This is a genomic window from Variovorax sp. PBL-H6 (genome assembly GCF_901827155.1).
Lineage (GTDB): Bacteria > Pseudomonadota > Gammaproteobacteria > Burkholderiales > Burkholderiaceae_C > Variovorax.
This window is the reverse complement of the sequence record NZ_LR594659.1, coordinates 2,486,118-2,501,418: the sequence shown is the minus strand read 5'-3', so window position 1 is coordinate 2,501,418 and position 15,301 is coordinate 2,486,118. Positions and strand designations below refer to the sequence as shown.

The window sequence follows — 15,301 nt, the reverse complement described above, 5'->3', positions numbered from 1 at the left end:
CCCATGCAACGTCCCAACATCATCTTCATCGTCGCCGACGATCTCGGCTTTGCCGACCTCGGCTGCTATGGCGGGCGCGATGCGGCCTTCGGTCCCGTGTCGCCGGTGCTCGATCGGCTGGCCGCCGAGGGCATCCGCTTCACGCAAGGCTATGCGAACTCGCCCGTGTGCTCGCCGACGCGCTTCGCGCTGATGACTGCGCGCTACCAGTACCGCCTTCGGGGCGCGGCCGAGGAGCCGATCAACAGCAGGAGCCGGGGCAGCGCCACGCTGGGCCTGCCGCCGGCACACCCCACCCTGCCTTCGCTGCTGCGCGACGCGGGCTACCGCACGGCGCTGATCGGCAAGTGGCACCTGGGCTTTCCGCCCGCCTTCGGGCCGCTGCGCTCGGGCTACGACGAGTTCTTCGGGGCGATGTCGGGCGGGGTCGACTACTTCACGCATTGCGACTCGGCGGGCCGCCACGACCTGTGGGCCGGCGAGGAAGACAAGCAGGAAGAGGGCTATCTCACCGACCTGTTCTCCCGCCGCGCCGTCGACTACGTCGAGCGCATGGCGGGCCAGCAGGCGCCCTTCTTCCTGAGCCTGCACTACACGGCGCCACATTGGCCCTGGGAAACGCGCGAGGACGCGGGCCGTGCGCCGGCCGTGAAGAACAACCTGTTCGACCTGGCCGGGGGCAACATCCACGTGTACCGCCGCATGATCCATCACATGGACGAGGGCATCGGCTGGATCATGGCCGCGCTGGAGAAGCAGGGAATTGCCGAAGACACGCTGGTCGTCTTCACCAGCGACAACGGCGGCGAGCGCTTCTCGGACAACTGGCCGCTCGTCGGCGGCAAGATGGACCTGACCGAGGGCGGCATCCGCGTGCCGTGGATCGCGCATTGGCCCGCCGTCATCCGCGCCGGTGGCGAAAGCAGCCAGCACTGCATGACGATGGACTGGTCAGCCACGATGCTCGATATCGGCGGCGCGCAGTCGGCTCCCGAGTACCCGCTCGACGGCATGTCGCTGCTGCCGGTGCTGCGCGATGCAGCCGCCGGCTTCCATCGTCCGCTGCATTGGCGCATGAACCACCGCGGCCAGCGTGCCCTGCGCGACGGCGACTGGAAGTACCTGCAGGTCGACGGCAACGAGTACCTGTTCAACATCCCGGCCGACGAGCGCGAACGTGCCAACCAGGCCGAGCGCGAGCCCGAGCGGCTGGCATCGATGCGCGCGGCCTGGGACGCATGGAACACGAGCATGCCACCCATTCCCGAGGATGCGACCGTGAGCCTCGGCTATTCGGTCAAGAACATGCCCCAGCGCTGACGTGCCGTGAAGCGCATCACACCGCACATGGTGCGCATCACCCTCGGTGGCGGGATCCGCGCCTCGGGCTACTGGCGCCGCGGCGCCGCGGCCACGCACGACACCCACGACGACTGAGGTGCTGGCGCACTGGCCGGATGCCCTATGCCACGCGGCCGTTTGACACCTCTTCGCCGGTCGACCAGAATTTCCGATGAGTACTTAATGGCTATCTGGTCAGAGAGGTTTCGGAGATGGACATCGGACTTGCCCAATGGCAGTTCCTGCTCGCGCTGCTGACAGGGGCGCTGCTTCTTTTCGTCGTCATGTGGATTGCCTGGCACCGAGTCGCCGAGCGGCGCGAAGCCGAGCGCCGCATCGCCGCGGCCCGGGTGCGCTCCGGCCATGTGCCGCTGGAGATCCCGACCGTGCGCGCGGGCTTGGACCGCTCCGGCGATTCGGTGCCCGACACGCTGCCCGAGTGGTTCATTCAAGGCAAGGGCGAGCACGCCGTCGTCGACGAGCAGCCGCGCATCCGCGTGCGCTATGTCGATCCGCGCGGCCGCAAGGCGGAGTGCACGATGCAGGTCGAGCACCTGGACCTGCAAAAGAGATTCCTCACCGGCCACGGCGAATTGCCGGGCGAGACGCATCGCATCCCGCTGCACATGATCACCGGGGCGCGCATCGCGGATTCGGGGCAGCGCTTCAACATCGACACGTGGGTGGATGCCGTGCGTGTCGCACGACGGCGGCGCGGGCGGATCTAGAACCTGGCTCGATTGAAACAACGGGCGTGCGCCGCGAGGCGAACGCCCGTTTCCTTATGATGCGGGCCCGGCCGACTTCCCGGCCTCGCACCCATCCACCGCCTCGATGACCCTTCCCGCGACAGCACCGCACACGCCGATGATGAGCCAATACCTGGCCCTCAAGGCAGACCATCCCGACACCCTGCTGTTCTACCGGATGGGCGATTTCTACGAGCTGTTCTACGCCGACGCCGAGAAAGCGGCACGCCTGCTCGACATCACGCTCACACAGCGCGGCCAATCGGCGGGGCAGCCGGTGGTGATGTGCGGGGTGCCCTTTCACTCGGTCGACACCTACCTGGCGCGGCTGATCAAGCTCGGCGAGTCGGTGGCCATTTGCGAGCAGGTCGGCGAGGTGGGCGCGTCCAAGGGCCCGGTGGAGCGCAAGGTGGTGCGCGTGGTCACGCCCGGCACGCTGACCGATGCCGAGCTGCTGCAGGACAAGAGCGACTCGCTGCTGCTCGCGGTGCATGCAGGCTCGCGCAATTTCTGCGGGCTGGCCTGGCTCAGCGTCACCGGCGCGGAGCTGCGCCTGGCCGAGTGCCCGGCCGATGCGCTGGAAACCTGGATCGCACGCATCGGGCCCAGCGAGCTGCTCTACAGCGCGGAGGTCACGCCGGGCTTCGAGCAGCGCCTGAAGGCGGCGCGCAGCGGCGCCGGCTTCACCATTTCGGTGCGGCCGGCCTGGCAGTTCGACGGCGGCCTCGGCGAGCGCAAGCTGTGCGAGCAGATGGGCAGCAACAGCCTCGCGGCGTGGGGCGCGGAGTCGCTGGCCAATGCGCACGCCGCCGCGGCCGCGCTGCTGGGGTATGCCGAGCACACGCAGGGCCGCGCGCTCTCGCACGTGCAGCGGCTCGCCGTGGAGCGTGACGGCGAGCTGATCGAGCTGCCGCCGACCACCCGCCGCAACCTGGAACTCGTGCAGACCTTGCGCGGCGAGGATTCGCCGACGCTGTTCTCGCTGCTCGACACCTGCATGACGGGCATGGGCAGCCGGCTGCTCAAGCGCTGGCTGCTGGCGCCGCGCCGCGACCGCACCGAAGCGCAGGCACGCCTCGAGGCCATTGCCGCACTGCAGGCCGCGCCCTCGGGTGCTCCCGCCGCGCCGTGGCGCGCGCTGCGCGACCGGCTCAAGAACACGAGCGACGTAGAGCGCATCGCTGCGCGCATCGCGCTGCGCCAGGTACGCCCGCGAGAGCTGGTCGCACTGCGCATGGCGCTGGCGAAGGCGGAGGAACTTGCGCCGGCCCTGCCCGCCTCGTCTTCGCCGCTGCTCGCGCAGATGGCTGGTCAACTGGCGCCGCCGCCGGGCTGCGTCGAGCTGCTGGTCGCGGCCATCCACCCCGAGCCTTCGGCACTGGTGCGCGACGGCGGCGTGATCGCCACAGGCCACGATGCCGAGCTCGACGAGCTGCGCGCCATCAGCGAGAACAGCGACGCCTACCTGCTGCAGCTCGAGGCCAGCGAGCGCGAGCGCACCGGCATTTCCAACCTGCGCGTGCAGTTCAACCGCGTGCACGGCTTCTACATCGAGGTCTCGCAGAGCGGGCTGGCCAAGGTGCCCGACAACTACCGCCGCCGCCAGACCCTGAAGAACGCCGAGCGCTTCATCACGCCCGAGCTCAAGGCCTTCGAGGACAAGGCCCTGTCGGCGCAGGACCGCGCCCTCGCCCGCGAGAAGTGGCTCTACGAGCAGTTGCTCGATGCATTGCAGCCCTCGGTCGCCGCGCTCACGCGACTGGCAGGCGCATTGGCCGCGCTAGATGCGCTGTGCGCGCTGGCCGAGCGCTCGCACACGCTGCACTGGCGGCAGCCTTCTTTCGTGGGCCATCCCTGCATCGAGATCGAGAAGGGCCGCCACCCCGTGGTCGAGGCTCGGCTGGCCGAGAAATCATCGGGCGCGTTTATTGCGAACGACACCCGCATGGGACCCCAGCAACGCCTGCAAGTGATCACCGGCCCCAACATGGGCGGAAAGTCCACCTACATGCGGCAGGTCGCGATCATCGTGCTGCTCGCTTCAATTGGCTCGCATGTGCCGGCCGACGCCTGCCGGCTGGGGCCCATCGATGCCATCCACACGCGCATCGGCGCGGCCGACGACCTGGCCAATGCGCAGTCGACCTTCATGCTGGAGATGACCGAGGCGGCGCAGATCCTGCACGGCGCCACCGCCCATTCGCTGGTGCTGATGGATGAGATCGGCCGCGGGACCAGCACCTTCGATGGCCTGGCGCTAGCCGCCGGCATCGCGGCCCAGCTGCACGACCGCACGCGCTCTTTCACCCTCTTCGCGACCCATTATTTCGAGCTCACCGAATTCCCGGCCACGCACCATGGCGCAGTCAACATGCATGTGAGCGCCACCGAGGCCGGACGCGACATCGTGTTCCTGCACGAGATGCAACCGGGGCCGGCCAGCAAGAGCTACGGCATCCAGGTCGCGCGGCTGGCCGGCATGCCGGCCGCAGTGGTCAACCACGCGCGCCAGGCACTCGAAGCGCTCGAGGCCCAGCAGCTGCAGGCCCGTGCCCAGGTCGACCTGTTTGCGCCTCCGCCAGCCGTCGCGGCGCCACAGGCGAGCGCCGTAGAATCCGCGCTGACGGCGCTCGACCCCGATACGCTGAGCCCGCGCGAGGCGCTCGAAGCGATCTACACACTCAAGAAACTCCACGCGCGCGAGCACGGCTAAGGCCTGTTAACACATGACTTACTGCGTAGGCATCAAACTCAACGCCGGCCTGGTGTTCCTCTCCGACTCGCGCACCAATGCGGGTGTGGACCACATCAGCACCTTTCGCAAGATGATCGTCTACGAGCAGCCGGGCGACCGCGTCATGGTGCTGCTGTCGGCCGGCAACCTGAGCATCTCGCAGTCGGTGCGCGAGATCCTTCAGATCGAAGCGCTGCGCGAAGTCCGCGAAACCGGCGAGAACGGTGAGGACAGCCCGCCAATCACGATCTGGAATGCGAAGAGCATGTTCGACGCCGCACGCGTGCTGGGCTCGGCGGTGCGCCATGTCTACGACCGCGATGCCGAGGCGCTCAAGCACGCAGGCCTGGAGTTCAACGTCTCCTTCATTTTCGGCGGCCAGGTCAAGGGCGAAGGCATGCGCCTGTTCATGGTCTATGCGGCCGGCAATTTCATCGAGGCCACGACCGAGACGCCGTACTTCCAGGTGGGCGAGTCCAAGTATGGCAAGCCCGTGCTCGACCGCGTGCTGACGCCCGACACGCCGCTGGACGAGGCAGCCAAGTGCGCCCTGGTGTCGATGGACTCCACCATGAAGTCCAACCTCTCGGTCGGGCTGCCGTTGGACCTGGTGGTGTATGAGGCCAACCGCCTCGAGACCGACAAGGTGGTCTGCATAGACGCCGACAACCCGTACTACCGCATGGTCCACAGCAGTTGGGGCCAGAAGCTGCGCGAGGTGTTCGACAGCATCGAGGACCCGGTCTGGGACGACACCTACGCCGAGCACCCGCTCAAGATGCCAGCCACGCGGCACAGCCCGCTGCGCAAGATCTCGACGCCCGAGGAAAAGCTCATCTGAGCGTTTGACGCACCCGATGCGATCGAAACGCTCGATCGTTTCTCGCAAATTCTTTCGCCAGCGACCGCCCGACGCGGGCCGTGCCGAAGGGGTTAATCCGTCATGGATCAATGGTGGCGGGCCAACCGGCTCAAGCCGTCCAAACGCACCGCCATGGCCCTCGAAAAAGCACGGGGCCGGCACGTCGCCGCAGGCAAGGTTTGAGACTGCCGACAGAGGGAGTGCACCACTGATCAACATCGGCGGGCCAACCGCCTCGATGCTCGAACGCGCGGCGGTCACCTGACCGCCGCGAAACAGCGCGCAGCGAAGCACGAGAGATGCATCGCGTCCAGCAGTGCAGGCAGATGGCCTGAACCGGGCCACACGAACCTTCTCGCGATGTGACCCACCGTGCAGCGGCGTCTTGGCTCCTCCGGGCCTATTGGCCTGACGGGCAAAAAGCAACACTGAAATCAAGCCGGTGATCGAGCGAGACCGATCCCGGTAGTCAGATTCCAGAGTTGTCTCGCGCCAGTCCAGGAGCTTCTCCGTGACAAGCACATGCCTCGAGACCGAACTCATGCACCGCGCACTGCACGAGATCGACCAGTTGCTCTCCGCACTCCAAACCACCGCCACAGTGCATCAGTGCCTGCCGCGCGATGAGTTCTCCGCTGCACCTTTCGAACAGCCAGGCGCCGGGCAAGCACCTACGCCGTCGGCGGTGTATTTCTGCCTTGCCTCTGCCAGTGCGCTACTGGACGTGAGCCGCTCCTTGCTGGGCCATCTGGATGTGCTTCCTGCGAACACTCGTCCAGCCAACTGGAGCCAACTGAGCGAGGCGTCGAAGGCAGCCGGCCAGTCGGCCTTCCTTGCCTCGGTGATGCTGGCCGCGCCTCAGACAGGGAGCGCCGGGCCGACCTCGCGCGACGACATGTGGGCGCCTACGCAGGGCGGCCGGCCTTCTTCGCTGGCGGTGCGGCCGCAAGGCGCATCGGTCGGCATGCGTTTCAAGACCAGGCTCCGGAGCCTGCTCGGCGCGGTCGCTGCCTAGCAGCTGCGAAACGATCGAGACGAACCGGCACGCGAGAAGGAATGCGACACATGGCGTTCTCTTGAACGGCGAGGCTGCCGCCGTGATCGCTGGGTTCGATCTGCAGCCACCTCCAACCACGCACTAGCAACCGGGGAAGGCGCGCCCACCGCGCCGCCCCTGTAGCCGCTCGCCTCGGCGGGCCCTTTTCCGATTTCTTCGCCAAGTTCTTTGCGCCTTCGAAGACGCAAGGGGACTTCTTTTTTCCAACTTCAAGCCAATCAGGAGACTCAGTGAGAAAAATCGACAAACACGCCCTATTGCTTTGCGTCGCCGCCAGCGCGCTCGCAGGATGCGGGGGTGGAGGAAGCGGCGCAGGGGGCAGCTTCGCTCTCCCTCAAGGCACGGATTCGGCGCCTGCTGCTTCGCCGGCCGCATCGACAACAGAGCCAGTGGCAGACAAAGAGGCAGCCCAGCTCAGCAAGCTCGATTCGAGCTGGGTCAAGGTCGCCAATGAAGACCAGACGTTCAACCTGGCCTCCTCGACGGTGGTGCAGTACGGCGCGAATTCGGCCTGGACGAGCAAGCAGCTCTCCGGCAGGGTGGTCTGCAGCAACGCGACCTTCGGCCGCGACCCGCTGGAATATGTGGCGAAGGCGTGTTACGTGCAGACTGCTCCTGCTCCTGCTCCTGCTCCTGCTCCCGCTCCCGCTCCTGCTCCCGCTCCTGCTCCCGCTCCGGCTCCCGCTCCTGCTCCCGCTCCTGCTCCCGCTCCGGCTCCTGCTCCGGCTTCCACTGCTCCTGCCGCAGGAACCCTGCTCGCCCAGGAAGGCTCCTCTTTCACGGTGCCCGCCCCTACATTGGTGAAGTACGGCGCCGACTCGCGCTGGGTCACCAAGTCGGTTACCGGGACAGCAGCGTGCACGAACACTTTCTTCGGCAACGACCCGGCGTTCATGACGGCGAAGACATGCGTCTCAGCCGGGCCGGCCTCAGCACCGGCACCGGCACCGGCACCCGCACCCGCGCCGGCACCAGCACCAGCACCAGCACCAGCACCGATTCCAGCTCCCAGCCCTGCGCCCTCGCCGGCCCCTGCACCGGCCCCCGCTCCTGCGCCTTCAACGCCCGTTGCTGGTGACATCGTCAACACCGACGGCAGCCTCAACACTGCGAGCTGGGACGCGATGTACGCCGCGGCTGGAACCGATGCGTGGATCGACTACACGCGCGGCAAGGCTGCGACGGGTACCGGTGGCGTGAACCTCTATGAGCGTCCGCACTACACGATCGCCGCAGGCGGCACGCAGAACGCGGGTCAGATCGGCAGCATCTACGAGCATGGCAAGGCCACGGGAGAAGACGGGGGTGCCTACTCCACCTCGCAGTCCGATGTCGTGACCGTCGGTGCAACTTCGGGTTCCGGCGTGGTGTCGCTCCAGACCTCCGGGTACACGAACAACACCGGCCAGTTGAAGCCGCAACCGCAGTGGCAGCGTGGCTTCCAGATCGAGCACTACAACCTGTCGGGCTATCGTTCTTCGGGCGCTATCCCCGCCGGCAACGTCAAGCCCATGTTCGTCGCCAGCTCGAACGACATCAGCAGCGACAACGGCACATCCCGCCTGATCGGAACCGCGGATGGCACGATCTTCGGCGTCGGCTCGAACACCGCAGCGAACAGCGTGAGCGTCAAGCTCGCCGCCGGTAAGCTGCCGGTCGCTGCGGCGATGACCAACAAGGCCGAATTCCTGTTCGTTCCCGTCTGGGACAAGGCCACCCGCAAGGGCCAGGTCGCGGTGATCATCGCCGCGGGTATGCCGGAAGATGTTGCCTGGACAGCCCCGGGCCTGGCCTACAGATGGTGGGAAGAATGGCGCGAAGCCTACCCAGGCCTGCCGAACCAGGGCAACACCGGCTTCCTCAAGGTCCTCGGCTACGTCGACGTCCCGGGCATGGCTGCTCCTACCTCCGTGGCGGTGAACACCGGCATGCACCCGTGGCAGATGCTCGGCGGCGACGCTCGTGCCATTGGCTACTCGATGTCACCGGTCAAGGACCACTACATGGAGCTGCGCGACGGTGGCTCCAACGGCGGCCGCATCGCTCGTGGTGGTCTCCTGGCTGTGGCCAGCAAGAGCGAAAAGAAGGTCGTGTACTTCGACCTGAAGCCGCTGTTCTCCTGGGTGTACGACAGCTACTACGGTGCGAATCACACGAAGGGCGAGCGCGAGAATCTCGGAATGTCCGATGCCCAGTGGCCGCAGACGATGGCGCTCTCCGGCGTGACGATGCCGGTGGTGAAGACCGTGGCGTTTGCCGACGAAGTGGCTGCCGTGAAGTTCACCGGCACCCGTCCCGCTCCGCAGACTCCTGGTGAGCCGTTCAACTGGGTGGTGACCAACAGCGCAACTGGCCAGGGAACGGTGCACGTGATGGCCGTCGGCGATTGCGTGCCCGGCACCGCGAACAACAAGAGCTGCGCCGCCGGAAACATCTCCGAGCGCTCGACCGTGACAGGCCTGCCGTATGTCTCGTCCATCGCGACGATGCTGGGGATGAAGCAGACGGGCAACGTGGATCTGAACAATGGCTTCTGGTTCGTCGGCCGCCCTGGCCGTGATGTTGGCTATGTTCGTCTGAACGGCAGCGGAGCCGGCGGTGCCATCGGCCTTCAGTACAAGACGAGCGTTGAACAGTGCGCTGACCCGGTGGGTCTGGCCGACATCGACAACTACAGCAACGAATCGAATGCTCAGCTGTTGATGTGCTACAACGACAAGAAGGTCGCGACCTATCGCACCGACACGCTGTTCCACAATGGAAGCTGGACCGCGTGGGCGCAGAGCACTCCGGTGCAGGGCACGAGCGGCGTTCCGGTGGAGTACTACGGCTCGTTCTCGACGCCGGGCAAGCCGATGCATGCACTGACTGCCAACGTACCTTGACCTGCCCGAGGGGTACAAGAACCAAAGGCCCTGCGGGGCCTTTCTTTCTTGGTGCTCTTCGCGGTTCAACGCCTCAACCGTGCCATGACGCCTGAGTTCAACTCAGACCTCAGGCTACTCAGCCCACACAACCGCACCGCTCCATGCAGTGGCGAGCACCACGATTCCGAAGGCAATTCGGTACCAGGCGAAGGGAATGAAATTGTGGGTGCTGATGTACTTCAGCAGCCAGCGCACGCAGAGCCAGGCGCTCGCGAAGGAGAAGACCAGGCCGACTGCGAACAGGGGCAGGTCCGCCATCGACAGCAGTGCCCGCTCCTTGTAAAGGCTGTAGGCACCCGCGCCGATCAGCGTCGGGATCGCAAGGAAGAAGGAGAAGTCCGTCGCTGCCTTGCGCGACAGGCCCAGCAGCATGCCGCCGATGATGGTGGCACCGCTGCGGCTGGTGCCCGGAATCATCGCGAAGCACTGCACGAGACCCACCTTGAGCGCGTCCCAGGGCGTCATGTCGTCGACGTGTTCGACACGCACTGCACCAGGTGGGCGCTTCTCGGCCCAGAGAATGATGAAGCCGCCGATGATGAAGGTGCTGGCGACCACCACCGCGGTGAACAAGTGCGCCTTGATCAGCTTGCCGAACAGAAGCCCGAGCACCACGGCCGGAAGGAAGCCGATCAGCACGTTGAGCACCAGGCGCTGCGCCTTGTGCTGGCGCGGAAGCGCCACCAGCGTGGAATGGATCTTCTGCCAGTAAACGATGATCACGGCGAGGATCGCGCCGGTCTGGATCGCGATGTCGAAGACCTTGGCCTTCTCGTCGTCGAAGCCCAGCAACGCACCCGCGAGGATCAGGTGGCCAGTGGACGAAATGGGCAGGAACTCGGTGAGTCCCTCGACGATGCCCATGATGGCGGCCTTGGCCAGCAAAACGATATCCACGCACGCTCCTTTTTCAAGAGCGCCGATTATCGCGAGGAGGCCGGTCAGCCTCCGTTCAGGGCGCCGCCTCCTCTACCAGCGCACCTTGATGCCGGCGGATCCGCTCAAGGAGCTCTGCACGCGGGCGTCGCCGCCCGAGGCCCACAGCTTGCCGACCTCGCCGTAGAGGCTGGTCGATTCGCTCAGGCCCAGCGTGAAGCCTGTTGCCAGTTCGGTGGAGGTGCCGCCCCTGCTGCTGGCGATCGCGGTGCGGGCTGCCGGGTTGATGAAGCTTGTGGTGTCGTTGCCGCCCGAGGCGCGATACAGGTTCAGGCGCGCATAGGGTTGCAGGCGGCCTGCACTCGTGGCGATGTCGCCCTTCACGCGCACGCCCACGCGGGCAAGCCAGGTGCCATCGCGCTCCTGGTGCACGCGCGCACCCGCAATGTCCACATCGTCGAGGTCCAGGCGCTGGTGCACCACTTGCACCTGCGGCTGGATCTGCCAGCCCTCGCCGAGCGCGAAGGACTGGCCGAGCTCCAGCGATGCGCTCAGGCTGCTGGCCTTGCCCTTGGTACGCAGAGTGGCCTGGGGCTTGACCTCATAGCGGTGACGCCCCGCCTGCAGCACGCCGTCGACGTAGAAACCACTGGTATCGGTATAGGTGGCGTAGCCGCCCAGGTATTGGCTGCGCAGGTCGTTGCTGCCCACGGCGAGGTTGGCGATGCCGCGGGCGAAACCCTTGACCTGCATGTCGCCGTCGAGCTGGCCGACGTAGAGGCCGGCGTGCCAGTTGGCATTGCTCCACAGGTCGGTGCCGGCTTGCAGGCCACTCAGGCGCCCTTCGCTTTGCGGGCTGACGGTCCCGCCTTGCTGGATGTTCAGGCCGGTGCTGAGGACGCGGCCCCATGCCCGTCGTTCGCCAGTGGCCGAGGCAGCAGTGGTCTGTGCGCCGGCAGCCGAGCGCACGTCGTCGTCGCCGAGGCGCTGGTGCAGGTTGCCGAGCATGGCCAGGTTGCCCTGGCGCAGTTGCTCCGGCAGTGCTGCGAAGAGGGGCACTTCGGCGCGGTAGGTGGGCACCTGGATGGCCGCGGGTGATGACACCGGCGGCTCCGCGGACACCGGTGGTGCCGGGGGTGCCGGCGGGGCCGGGGGCTCCGGTGGGGCGGGCGGCGCCGGAGGAGCCGGAGGAGCCGGGGCGGCGGGGGCGGCGGGGGCGGGGGCGGGGGAATGATGGTGCTGGTGGAGCGCAGATACCAGCTCTCTCCTGCTCCGTTCGCATCGCCCGCCTGCAGGCGGTATTCGTACGCGCCCGCATCCACATGGCCGCCCTGCAGGGCGAAGGCGTCCTTCGTGCTCTGCGCAGTGGTGGTGGCGCCGTTGATGGCGCTCACCAGTTCGATACCGCTGCCGGTGGTGAGGCCGCCCAGGCCACCGAAATTGACGACCTGCACAGTGGTGCGCCCGCTGGCCACGGCTGCGGGGCCGCTGAGGACGAGTCGGTCGCTGGAGCTGGCGCTGTCTCCCAGCGAGGTGCCCAGGCGCAGGAGGCCGTTGTTGCCCACGTACGGGCCGGTGACGGCGAGGGTGGTGCCTGGGGCAGAGCCGATGAGGGAGACGGTACCAGCATTGGTGAGGGCCGCGATGCCTTGGCTGAAGCCATCAAGATCAAGCGTGGCGCCGGAGGCAACGCTGTGGGCCGAGCCCGGACTGAAGGTGTTGGCTGCACCTGCACGCAGAGTGCCTTCAGTGACGCCGGTGGCGCCGGTGTAGCTGTTGGCGCCCGAGAGGATGAGGGTGCCGCTTCCGATCTTGCTCAGGTCGCCAGGGCCGGTGATGGCCCCGGCGAGCGTGGCGGTGAAGGGGCCGGTGTCGACGATGGGATCGACGGCATCGGTGAAGGCAATGGGGTTGCTCAGCGCGAGCCCGTCCGCGGCAAAGCGCAATTTGGTGTCTTCGTGCATGGCGAGCGCGCCGGTGCCGAGCGCACGGCTGTTGCCGATGGCAAGGCCGCCTTGCTTGAGGTCGGTGCCCCCGCTGTAGCTGTTCTCGCCGGTGAGCGTCAGGGTGCCGGTGCCGGTCTTGGTCAAGGTTCCGCTGCCGGTGACAGTGTTTGCGAATGTCGCATCGACGGGCTGGTCGATGCGCAGCGCGGCGTTGTTGGCGATGGGGCCACCGCCGAAGCTGGTCGCGCTCCCAGCCAAGGTGCCAGCATCGAGGGTGGTGCCGCCCCCGTAGCTGTTGGTCGCGGTCAGGGTCAGGGTGCCGGCACCGGTCTTGACGAGGCCGCCGGAGCCGCCGATCGAGCCTCCTTGCGTCACGACGGTGCCCGCAAGCGTGTCGATCGTGCCGCCCTGCCCTTCGACGGTTGCGCCGCGGTTCATAGTCAGGTTGCCCGTGGCTCGCAACGTTCCCCCGTTGAAGAAGAGAAGCCCGGCGGCAACGCCCAGGTTGGCATCGCCGGATACGGACACCACACCTTCGTTGATGCGCGTGCCGCCCGTGTAAGTGTTGTTGCCGGCAAGGGTCAACGTGCCGGTACCGGTCTTGATCAAGTTCCGGCCCTCGATGTCGCCGCTCGCCACGAGATCCGCATCGGTCTGAAAGGTAGCCTCGGAGACCACGATGCGGCGGGCCGTGGCAAAGGCGCTGGTCGTGCGCAGCGTGCCGCTGGCGACGGTCAGAGGAGTGGATAGCTGGCCCAGGTTCTGGTCTGCGGAAATCGACAACGTGCCCAGTGCGACGATGGTGCCGCCGCCGTAAGTGTTGGCGCCGGTCAGGACCAAGTTGCCGAATCCTTCCTTGATGAGAGGGCCTGGTCCGCCGATTGCACCCCGATGGGTCAGTGACCCGGATGTCGAGATCGTGCCACCCCCCAGAGTCGTGGCGCGGTTCGTCGTCAGATCGCCGACCGTCCGAAGGGTGCCACCGTCCAGCACGAGGCCGCCCGCGGCCTCACCCAAATTCGCATCTCTGGAGACGGAAACCATGCCTTCGACCAAGCGCGTGCCGCCCAGGTAAGTGTTGTTTCCATTGAGGATCAATAGGCCTGCGCCGGTCTTTGTCACGCCGCCCGTGCCGGAGATGTCGCCGTCGGAACTCAAGTCGCCGTCGGTCTGAATGCCGGCCCCACCGCTGCCGATGTGGATGTCACGGGCCATCGTGAAGCTTGCGGTGCCTTGCAGAGTGCCTCCATCGAGCGTCAACGGCGCCAGGGTGAGCGCCGAGCCCAGGTTCCGGTTTGACGAGATTGACAGCGTTCCACCGGTGACGGTAGTGCCGCCGCTGTAGGTGTTCTCGGCGGAAAGGACCAGCCGTCCGCCGCCTCTCTTGATCAGGCCGACGCTGCCGGCATTACTTGGTGTCCCGCCAGAGCCGGTCTGGTCGGCGATCACGTCAGCCATCGTTTGTGTTGCGCCGGCAGCAGGCGCAAAGGCAAGCGTGCCATTGCCCTGCATGAAGATGCCTGCGCCGAAAGCCGAACCATCTTGCGCAACGGAGGAGCCTTTGATGCCACCAACCACGCTGTTGCCGCTCACCTCCGTGCTGCCGCTCAAGGTGAGCGACCCGCCCTCCACGACGAAGATGGCACCGCCCATGCCTGCGCCACCGCCGCCTCCCCTCAGGGAAGGGAATCCTGGAAGCTCAAAGCCGGAGCCGCCGTTCCCTCCGCCGAACCCACCAACACCCGAAGCGAGGTCGGCCCAGCCCCCGCCCCCGCCACCGCCAAAGCCGCCTGCCCCGCCGCCCTCGTACCACCACCACCGCCACCTCCAAAGCCTCCCTCGCCTCCGGACTGCGAAGCGGCCCCACCGCCGAAGCGCGCTCCACCACCGCCGCCGCCGCCGAAGCCGCCGCTTCCGCCGCGTCTGATCGTTGTCTCGTCAAGCGCATTGGCGGCTCCTCCTCCACCGCTGTAGAGGCCGCCGTTTTCCCCACTGCTTTGGTTACCCCCAGCACCGCCGGCTGGCCCACCTCCGATCCCGCCAATGCGAAAGAAAACGGTGGTCCCCGCCAAACCGACGCCGCCGTCGTCGAACAAGCCGCCACCACCGCGGGCCACCGCGGTTGCTCCCGCGACAAATCCACCACCATTGCCGCCCATCCCACCGCCGCCGCCTACGCCGCCGCCGGAGTTATTGCCGATCGACTGGTCCAGCGGCGCACCGCCGCTGCCACCGACCGCGCTGCTGCCGATGATGCGTACGTTGTTCAGGTCGGCCCCTGCGCTGGTCATCACGAACACTGCCCCGCCCGCGCCCATGCCGCCGCCACCCGGGATGTAGTCCGTCCCGCCGTTACCTCCCTGGGCGCGCAGGTTCTGCATGATCAGATTGTTGACGGTCGTGGTGCCCGCACCGATGACGAGACCGCGGTACTTCCCGTCGCCATCCAGCATGAAGCTCTGGTTCTGGTTCTGCCCGCCATTGATGGTCACGCTGCGCGACAACACCGGCAGGTTTCGGGTGAGCGTGATGGACGCGGTGAGATCGATGACCGAATCGTTGCCGGCGATGCAGGCAGCCAATTGGTCTGTGTTGCCAGCGACACACGCATGGGCGGCAGGCAGGCCGGCGCACCACACGGCCGCGGTCAGCGCACAGGCCTTCGCCATGCACAAAGCAGCGCGGCCGCCCTTGCCTCGCGCACGAGCGTTCTCCGGCGCGGCCACCCACGTGCCGAGCGCGGAGTTCCAAAGGCTGCGATGTGTTCTATTCATGGGGATCTCTCAGGTCGATATAAAAATCAGCCGCG

At 66.8% G+C, this 15,301-nt stretch carries 11 protein-coding genes and 1 pseudogene; 6 read left to right on the top strand and 6 right to left on the bottom strand.

The window, feature by feature from the left end; translation table 11 throughout:
- Positions 1–3: 3 nt before the first annotated feature.
- The 5 genes from G3W89_RS11875 to G3W89_RS11855 all read left to right on the top strand — a co-directional run bounded on the left by G3W89_RS11875 (position 4) and on the right by G3W89_RS11855 (position 6,701).
- The gene (locus G3W89_RS11875; protein WP_162577440.1) at positions 4–1,320 is read left to right on the top strand and encodes a sulfatase family protein; all 1,317 of its coding nucleotides are present in this window, start codon (positions 4–6) and stop codon (positions 1,318–1,320) included.
- Positions 1,321–1,553: 233 nt separating this feature from the next.
- Positions 1,554–2,069, top strand: a complete 516-nt coding sequence (locus tag G3W89_RS11870) for a hypothetical protein (RefSeq protein ID WP_162574272.1) — start codon at positions 1,554–1,556, stop codon at positions 2,067–2,069.
- Positions 2,070–2,175: 106 nt separating this feature from the next.
- Entirely contained in the window at positions 2,176–4,803 is a 2,628-nt protein-coding gene (gene mutS / locus G3W89_RS11865; protein ID WP_162574271.1) for a DNA mismatch repair protein MutS, read from the top strand.
- A 13-nt stretch (positions 4,804–4,816) separates the two neighbouring features.
- Positions 4,817–5,665, top strand: a complete 849-nt coding sequence (locus G3W89_RS11860) for a proteasome-type protease (RefSeq protein WP_162574270.1) — start codon at positions 4,817–4,819, stop codon at positions 5,663–5,665.
- 532 nt (positions 5,666–6,197) lie between these two features.
- Entirely contained in the window at positions 6,198–6,701 is a 504-nt protein-coding gene (locus tag G3W89_RS11855) for a hypothetical protein (protein WP_162574269.1), read from the top strand.
- 376 nt (positions 6,702–7,077) lie between these two features.
- On the opposite strand, the gene G3W89_RS11850 is transcribed toward G3W89_RS11855, so the two are convergent.
- Positions 7,078–7,296 (bottom strand): hypothetical protein, encoded by a 219-nt coding sequence (locus tag G3W89_RS11850; protein WP_162574268.1) that lies wholly within the window; start codon positions 7,294–7,296, stop codon positions 7,078–7,080.
- A 338-nt stretch (positions 7,297–7,634) separates the two neighbouring features.
- A complete protein-coding gene (locus G3W89_RS11845) occupies positions 7,635–7,781 on the bottom strand; it encodes a hypothetical protein (RefSeq protein ID WP_162572179.1) in 147 nt (48 codons plus the stop codon).
- An 86-nt stretch (positions 7,782–7,867) separates the two neighbouring features.
- On the opposite strand from G3W89_RS11845, the gene G3W89_RS11840 reads away from it, so the two are divergent.
- Positions 7,868–9,628 carry a hypothetical protein gene (locus tag G3W89_RS11840; protein WP_162572178.1) on the top strand — a complete coding sequence of 587 codons (1,761 nt, stop codon included), beginning with the start codon at positions 7,868–7,870 and terminating at the stop codon, positions 9,626–9,628.
- A 114-nt stretch (positions 9,629–9,742) separates the two neighbouring features.
- On the opposite strand, the gene G3W89_RS11835 is transcribed toward G3W89_RS11840, so the two are convergent.
- The 4 genes and pseudogenes from G3W89_RS11835 to G3W89_RS33500 form a co-directional block, all read right to left on the bottom strand.
- The gene (locus tag G3W89_RS11835; protein WP_162574267.1) at positions 9,743–10,567 is read right to left on the bottom strand and encodes an undecaprenyl-diphosphate phosphatase; all 825 of its coding nucleotides are present in this window, start codon (positions 10,565–10,567) and stop codon (positions 9,743–9,745) included.
- Positions 10,568–10,639: 72 nt separating this feature from the next.
- A complete protein-coding gene (locus G3W89_RS11830; RefSeq protein WP_232076482.1) occupies positions 10,640–11,650 on the bottom strand; it encodes an autotransporter family protein in 1,011 nt (336 codons plus the stop codon).
- 206 nt (positions 11,651–11,856) lie between these two features.
- Positions 11,857–13,950, bottom strand: a pseudogene (locus tag G3W89_RS33300) (autotransporter-associated beta strand repeat-containing protein); the annotation flags it as partial.
- 218 nt (positions 13,951–14,168) lie between these two features.
- Positions 14,169–15,266 (bottom strand): ESPR domain-containing protein, encoded by a 1,098-nt coding sequence (locus tag G3W89_RS33500; RefSeq protein WP_162574264.1) that lies wholly within the window; start codon positions 15,264–15,266, stop codon positions 14,169–14,171.
- Positions 15,267–15,301: the final 35 nt, after the last annotated feature.